Genomic DNA, 6,395 nt, shown 5'->3' with positions numbered 1-6,395 from the left:
GCTCGGCCGTTTTTTGACTGTATAAATTTTTTGTATCGCGGTTTTGTTGGCGGCATCGGCCAGCAAACCGTAAACCGTGTCGGTGGGCGCGACGATAACTCCGCCATTCTGAATTGCGCGCGCCGCGGTTTCCACCGCAGTCTGAAATTTTTTTGGCGTTAATGAAATAATTTCCATGTCGTCAGCGTTTACAACTTTCCAGGTACTGTTCGATGCGCGCCATTTCGCGTTCCACCACCGGACCGTCGTATTCGCCCGAATGAGCGACGGCTCCTTTATAGGCCGGTTTTTTCTGATCAAGATGTAGGCTTAAAATAAAACTCTCCTTGTCCGGCTTAATGAACAAATGAAGGCGCGGGTAGCCGATTTTTGGCCGGGTAAACCCCAATTCCCGGGCAGTGGGGTCTTCGCCCTGGAAGTGATATCCAAGGTTGCGCATCATGTTGTTGATGTTTATTTTGAATGGTCCATTGATAGTTATTTTCATATATTTTTTTCCGAAGCAAAATTGAAAATCATATCAGTATTGTTATTTTTTAGCGCATCAATAAGAGTTTTGTCAAATTTGGCGCATTTCGGGAATTTTCTATATTGTATGTTTTACGAATAGTATTCGCAGATGTATCCGTCAGATATTTGAATTTTCATAAAATGATACCGGAGAACTGTGTGATATGCCAAAGTGTTTTTTTATTCTTTAGCGATAAATTCGGCGATTGCAGCCATTTTTTATACAGATAAATTTCTTTCATGATATTATTTTAACATGATTTGCGCCCATCTTTCATTTTTTGCTAAATTAGTTTAAATTTAATACAAGCAAGATGAATCAATTATGAATAATTTGCATCGGATATTTATTTCCATCAATCTGCCGGAAAAACTGAAGAACGAATTGGGTTCGTTTCGGGAGCGCTGGCCGGAATTGCCGGCGCGCTGGGCCAAAACCGAAAATCTGCATATCACCTTGATTTTTTTGGGCAGCGCCAACGATCAAGAGGTTTGTGAAATTTGCAAAACAGTCGCCCAAGTAGCCAAGCGCCATGATCCGTTCGATTTAAATTTGAATAGGATTCTTTATGGTCCGGAGGGAAAACGGCCGCGAATGGTTTGGGTCGAAGGCGAAAGATCCGAAGAATTGGGACAGTTACAGCGCGATTTGGAAAATACTCTTTATGAGTTTGCCGGCGCGGATTCGAAGGGCGGCGAAAACTGCGGTTTTGCCGCGCACATTACTTTGGCGCGGCTCTTTCAGGCCGGATTTCGGCAGATGGAGGTTGAGGAAATTCCTGTCATCGATGAAAAAATAAACCGTGTTTTTCTGGTTGAGTCGATCGAGATTGTGGAAAGCGAGATGAAGCGCGGCGGACCGAAATACACTGTTCTTGAAAGCGCGAGATTGGGGGAATAGGAGCAAAATATTTACCGAAAATTAGAAATAGAAATTTTATGCATGGTAATCTTAAAATTCATTTTGTCGGCATCGGAGGGATCGGCGTTTCGGCTTTGGCCCGATATTATTTGTACCAGGGATGGAGCGTGTCGGGTTCGGATATCAAGGCTTCGGAGATTACCAGAGAGCTAAAAAGCCTCGGCGCAAAAATCCATATCGGTCCAAGGAGTTTGAAAAAATTACTGCCGGATTTGCTTGTTTACAGTCCTGCTGTCAGGAAGGACGATCCGGAGATTGACGAGGCAAAAGCTCTCGGAATCAAGGCGATCAGCTATCCGGAGGCTTTGGGCCAGCTGTCCAGAACCCACAAGACAATCGCGGTGGCGGGCGCTCACGGCAAAAGCACGACTACGGCGATGATAGGGTTGATGATGATTAAGGCCAAGCTTGACCCGACAATAATCGTCGGTACCAAAGTCCGGGAATTTGGCAACAGCAATTTCCGCGCGGGAAAATCAGAATATCTTGTCATTGAGGCGTGCGAATACGATAAGTCGTTTTTAAATTATTGGCCCGAAGTTATTGTAATGACCAACATTGAGATGGATCACATGGAGTGCTACGCAAACGAGGCTGAATTAATTCAGGCGTTTGCGGAGTTTGCGGCTCATTTGCCCCGGCAGGGCGCGCTTATGGCGTGCATTGATGACGCGAATGTGGCAAAATTTGTTTTGCACGCAAAAAAAACCGGGCCGGTAATTAAGAAATATTCGCTTACCCAGCCAGAGGCAAAACCGTTGCGCCGAATTTTGCGCGTTCCCGGCGAACACAATGTTGCTAACGCGCTGGCGGCGTTGGCCGTGGGGCGGTGGCTGAAGATCAGCGACAAAAAAATATTTAAGTCCTTGGCGGAATACAGCGGGGCGTGGCGGAGATTTGAATGTCAGCGGGGGATTATCGGCGGCAAAAAGATCACTGTGGTTTCGGATTACGGCCATCATCCAACGCAAATAAAACTGACAATGGAGGCCGCCCGGGCCGGATGGCCCGGGAGAAAAATTATCTGCGTTTTCCAGCCCCATCAGGCGTGGCGCACGCATTTATTATTTGACCGGTTCGTTGATGTTTTGCGCGGCGCGCCGGCGGATAAAATTTTTATCACCGATATTTACCAAGTTGCCGGCCGCGAATCAGCCGCGATTTCAAAAAAAGTCAGCAGCCAAAAATTAGTCGGACAAATCCGCAAGGAATCGGTTGAATATGCGGCGAAAAATGAAATTTTTGCAAAATTGAAAAAAGAGGTTAAGGGCGGCGAGATTGTTCTCGTTATGGGCGCCGGCGATATTTACGATTTGTCGAAAAAGCTGGCGCCAAAAAATAACGGCAAGCTTGTTCTTGGTGTTTTCCAACCAAGAAATAGAGTATAATAAAATTGTAAAAAAAATGGACAAATTGATCGACGCAATTTTAATCATCGGATTTTTTATAATCTTTATTTGGGCAATCATTGAATATTTTCCGGCGTTCCGCCAAATGATAAATATTTTAGTAAAATAAGCGGTTGCTTGAATCGCAAAAATTTTTTATGAGTAAATTTGCATTTCTAATACATCCCAGAGACAATTTTGATGTGACGAGGCGTTTTTGGTTTTCTCGTTGCATTCCGAGTTTTTTGGTTAGCGCAATTATGAAATTGCTGTATGGAAGAGCGGGGTTTACAGTATGTTCCAAATTTAAATTCAAAAGAGCCGGAAAAGAGACCGAAGGGTATATTATTGCCGTATTGTTGAATGGCCGGCAAATGATGTCTTTGCCGATTGAAAAAGTAAGAAGAAGAGTTCTGGACGCGATCCTTTATGCGCAAAATGAATTAAAAATTGATGTTGTCGGCCTTGGATCATTAATTACTTCCGTTACTGACGGCGGTGATTGGGTGATAAAACAGCCGGGAGTAAAACTTGCCGTAACGCATGGAGATACTTTTACCGTAGCGATTGCCCGCCAGGGAATAGAAATAATTTTGCAAAAATTTAATTTTGATTTTGTGCGCGATAAGGTTGCAGTGGTGGGCGCTTACGGGTTGATTGGGCGCGAGCTGTGTGTTTTTTTGGCGCAAAAGGGTTATCGCCTGATACTTGTTGAAAGCGTTCCCGAGAAAATTGAGTTAATCAAAAAAAGAATGGCGCGCGAAGGGCTATCCCAATATATTTTAGCGGCTTCGACCAATGTAGGCTCAATTATTGATGCCGATTTTGTAATAACTGCAACATCGCATCCTTCATACTTATTAAAAAGCGCGGATTTAAAAAGAAATGCTGTGGTTTATGATATTGCTCAGCCGGTGAATCTTGGGCAGGTTGTTGCCGAGCAACGACCGGATATCGTAAAAATTGACGGTGATTATGTGGATATAAACGATATCGATCTAAAATTTTTAATGGGGCCGCCCAAGGGAAGCACATTTGCTTGTCTGATCGAAACCGCGATGCTTGCACTGGAAGGAGACAAAAAGCATCATGTTGGCAATATCGATAAATCTTTTCTTGAAACGACAAAAGAATGGGGTAAAAAATATTGCTTTAGACACGCTTCATTTACAAGCTTTGGCAAGCCTGTTCGCTCTATTTTGTTATCGTCCGATGATAAAATAACTAAAATCCGATAAATAACGCATATATGGCGGCTGAAGTAAAAAAAATTGAAACCGATTTTATCGTAATTGGTTCGGGCGCCGGTGGGGCTACTATTGCCTATGAATTGGCAAAACGGGGCAAGAAAGTTATTATTTTAGAAAAAGGATCGATAGTTTCGCGAGTTGGAACCGAACAGGCAGCTATTAATTTTTATGATAAATTCGGAAGATTGAACAGTAAGGAGGGAAATATTATTTACAGAACGATAATGGCCGGAGGATCAACTGTTGTAAGCTGCGGCAACGGCGTTAGATCTTTAGAAAAAGAATTAAAATATTTAGATATTGATATAACCGAAGAAATAAAGGAAACCGAGATTGAATTAGCGGTTAAGCCCTTTGATTTAAAATTAATGGGAGACGGTACGAAAAGAATTATAGAATCATCTCAAAAAATTGGTTATAATTTTGTTCCTATGCCCAAATTTGTCGATTTTTCAAAGTGCGTTTCTTGCGGTAATTGCGTTTTGGGTTGTGTACCGAGGGCCAAATGGACTGCTTTGGATTTTATTGAAAAAGCGCAGGATTGCGGCGCATTGATGGTTACTAATTTTGAATTGGATAATATTATTATTTCAGAAAATAAAGCAGTTGGCGTGGAGGGAAGAGCGCGCAATGAGGCGATGGAGATTTCGGCGGGAAAAATTATTCTTGCTGCGGGCGCGATAGAAACACCCGTAATACTGCAAAAAATAGGAATTTCCGCTGGCAACAGGTTGTTTTGCGATCTTTATACGGTTGTCTATGGTATTGCTGATGTTGGATTATCCAGAGAGCCATCAATGGCGATAGTTAATGATGATTTTTATGAGGAAAAAGGTTTTATCTTGTCTACTTTTTTGGATACACCGCTTAGTTTGTTTATGACTGATGCTAAATATTATCAACATGCTATAAGGCGCGATAAAGTATTGGGGATAATGATTAAAATTAAAGACGATATGGTCGGTCGGATATATGCGAATGGGAAAATCAGCAAGACAATTACTGACAGCGATAAAATGAAATTGAATTTAGGAAACGAAATAGCAAAGAAGATTCTAATTGAATCAAACATTAATCCCAACTCAATGATTACCACCAAGCCGCGCGGTGCTCATCCGGGGGGAACCGCGGCTATTGGGGTTGTCGTTGATAAAAATCAAGAAACAAAAATAAAAAACCTTTTTGTTAGCGATGCCAGTGTTTTGCCGGAAGCTCCCGGATTGCCTCCGATTTTAACAATAGTTGCGTTATCTAAGCGATTGGCAAAAATATTATGATAGAAACGCCAATAGATATTTACCTTTTAATAATGACCATTGCCAATTTTATTTTGGCATTTTTGATATATTTTAGAAGCTCAAGGACGAAAGCAAATTTGTTTTATTCTTTGGTGGTTTCGAGCGCCGCTTTTTGGACATTTTGCATGTTTATGTTTAGAAGCGTGGATGGCGAACTTCTAAAAATATGGAGTGTGGTTCTTTGGGCCGCTACAATTCCAATTGTTTATTTTTTCCTTTATTTCAGTTTAAATTTTCCCCATGAACAGAAGATTAAGCCTTACTTACATTTTTTAATTGGATTTCCGAGTTTAGCCGCTTTTTTAATAGTTATTCATTTTGGTATTTTGAAACAGGCTTTGTTTATAGACGGTTATAAGGGATTCATATTTAGTTTGCCCAATTTTTATTTTTATTCTTTCTATATAATCATTTATTTTGCCGTTAGTTTTATAATATTATTTAGCAAATACCTTCAAATAGCGGACAAATATCTGCGAGCACAATTATTTTTTGTTACTATCGGTTCTTTAATTTCGGCTTTAGCGGGTGTAATTTTTGGGATTTTTTTACCTCTTGCGGGCAATTTTAAGCTGTATTGGCTATCCCCGGGGTTGACTGTCGCTTTAACCGTATTTGTCGCTTATGCTATTTTAAAGCATCGTCTTTTTAAAGTTAAGGTCATTATTACTGAGTTTTTGGTAGGGATAATGGGTCTAATTTTATTAAGCCAAGTATTCACTGTTTCAGATGTCGGTTGGAGAATTTTGAATATTGTTATAGTTATTTTATTTTTTATTTTTGGATATTACTTGGTAAATGCCATCGAAAACGAAGGCAGAAGGCGAGAGGAAGCGGAGTTGGCCGCGGTAAGAGAAAGGGAGTTACGCCGGGAGGCGGAAACATTGTCGGCGGATTTGAAGCGGCTGGATGCCGCCAAAACGCAATTTTTGCTTTCCACCCAGCATCATTTGCGCAGTCCGCTGTCAGTGATTCAGGGATATTTAAGCATGGCCAACGAGGGAAATTATGGCAAAATACCTGCCCG

The 6,395-nt window shown here is 41.5% G+C and carries 7 protein-coding genes; 5 read left to right on the top strand and 2 right to left on the bottom strand.

Annotation, left to right across the window (positions count from 1 at the left end):
• The coding region (locus tag WC310_05725; protein ID MFA5359280.1) for a Sua5/YciO/YrdC/YwlC family protein at positions 1-177 on the bottom strand (177 nt) is incomplete at its 3' end.
• Positions 178-181: 4 nt separating this feature from the next.
• Positions 182-487 carry a hypothetical protein gene (locus WC310_05720; GenBank protein ID MFA5359279.1) on the bottom strand — a complete coding sequence of 102 codons (306 nt, stop codon included), beginning with the start codon at positions 485-487 and terminating at the stop codon, positions 182-184.
• A 348-nt stretch (positions 488-835) separates the two neighbouring features.
• Between WC310_05720 and thpR the strand changes: the two genes are divergently transcribed.
• From thpR to WC310_05695, 5 genes are all read left to right on the top strand, one after another.
• The gene (thpR, locus tag WC310_05715) at positions 836-1,411 is read left to right on the top strand and encodes an RNA 2',3'-cyclic phosphodiesterase (GenBank protein ID MFA5359278.1); all 576 of its coding nucleotides are present in this window, start codon (positions 836-838) and stop codon (positions 1,409-1,411) included.
• Positions 1,412-1,449: 38 nt separating this feature from the next.
• Positions 1,450-2,820 carry a UDP-N-acetylmuramate--L-alanine ligase gene (gene murC / locus WC310_05710; protein MFA5359277.1) on the top strand — a complete coding sequence of 457 codons (1,371 nt, stop codon included), beginning with the start codon at positions 1,450-1,452 and terminating at the stop codon, positions 2,818-2,820.
• Between the two features lie 260 nt (positions 2,821-3,080).
• Entirely contained in the window at positions 3,081-4,058 is a 978-nt protein-coding gene (locus WC310_05705; GenBank protein MFA5359276.1) for a hypothetical protein, read from the top strand.
• A gap of 11 nt (positions 4,059-4,069) precedes the next feature.
• Positions 4,070-5,347, top strand: coding sequence for an FAD-dependent oxidoreductase (locus WC310_05700; protein ID MFA5359275.1), 1,278 nt, complete (start codon positions 4,070-4,072; stop codon positions 5,345-5,347).
• Positions 5,344-6,395, top strand: a 1,052-nt coding sequence (locus WC310_05695; protein MFA5359274.1) for a histidine kinase N-terminal 7TM domain-containing protein, incomplete at its 3' end; no start/stop codon positions are given. The genes WC310_05700 and WC310_05695, both read left to right, overlap by 4 nt.

This window comes from Patescibacteria group bacterium (genome assembly GCA_041653535.1).
In the GTDB taxonomy this organism is placed as follows: domain Bacteria; phylum Patescibacteriota; class Patescibacteriia; order JACRDY01; family JACRDY01; genus JBAZFH01.
This window is presented reverse-complemented; position numbering and strand designations above follow the sequence as displayed.